This is a genomic window from Treponema sp. R80B11-R83G3 (assembly GCF_054786115.1).
Genome location: NZ_BDHF01000278.1, coordinates 1 through 991 on the forward strand (window position 1 = coordinate 1; position 991 = coordinate 991).

Genomic DNA, 991 nt, shown 5'->3' on the forward strand with positions numbered 1-991 from the left:
AAGGAGATTAAAAGTTAACCTGATTATATGTATTTGATCGTTGCTAATTCTTTACTGGATAAGGACTTAGCGTGATTCTACCATATCAGGTATTAAGTAAATGTTATAAAAATTCATACAAATTTGGAGTTTTAAGTCGGAGTTATCAATATTATTCCTGTGGATAATATGTTGATAAGTATCTTTTTAAAGGCAAATAAATGGCTGATTTGGATTATGAGGGTTTTTGGAAAGAAACCCTAGTCCAACTGCGGAATAACCTAGGGGAGGAGGAGTTCAGCGGCTGGTTTTTAGATATAAAATACCTGCGTTGTTCAACAACAGATGCCGGAAAAACCAGCATAATCGTAGGCGTTCCCTCTGCTTTTCACCGTGATAAGGTGAATTCTCATTATAAAAAACAAATAATTTCAATTTTAAAAGAAGTTTCAGGGCAAGAAATAGATTTTGAAATGGAAATAACCGGAAAAACCGCAAAAAAAGCTGAATCTCATCATAACCAACAAAAAAATGATAAGGCTACCTCTGTAACACCTGAAAAAATTCAAAAAGTAAAGGAAAAAAGAGGGCAACATCCTCAAATGAGAGATGATTATACATTTGAAAGGTATATAGTCGGGGAAAATAACAAATTTGCCGCAAACGCCGCCCACGCAATAAGCAAAAATCCCGGCAAAGCTTACAACCCATTCTTGATTTTTGGCGGAGTAGGGCTTGGAAAAACACATTTAATGCAGGCAATAGGGAACCATATCCATGAAAATACTGATAACCGCGTAATATGTATAACTTCTGAAATTTTTTTAAATGAATATCTTGAAGGTCTTCGCGAAAACAAAATGAGTGATTTTAAAAACAAATACCGTGAAACCGATGTTTTACTAATAGACGACATTCAATTTTTTACCGATAAACCCGGCGTACAGGAGGAATTATTCCATACTTTTACCTCCCTGCTTAACGCAAAAAAACAACTTATCTTTACTTGTGA

1 protein-coding gene is annotated in these 991 nt (G+C 34.7%); it reads left to right on the top strand.

Translation table 11 applies throughout. From position 1 onward, the window contains the following. Window positions 1-200 precede the first annotated feature (200 nt). A partial coding sequence (locus tag ACYVRH_RS13295) for a DnaA ATPase domain-containing protein (protein WP_461257375.1) occupies window positions 201-991 on the top strand: 791 nt, incomplete at its 3' end.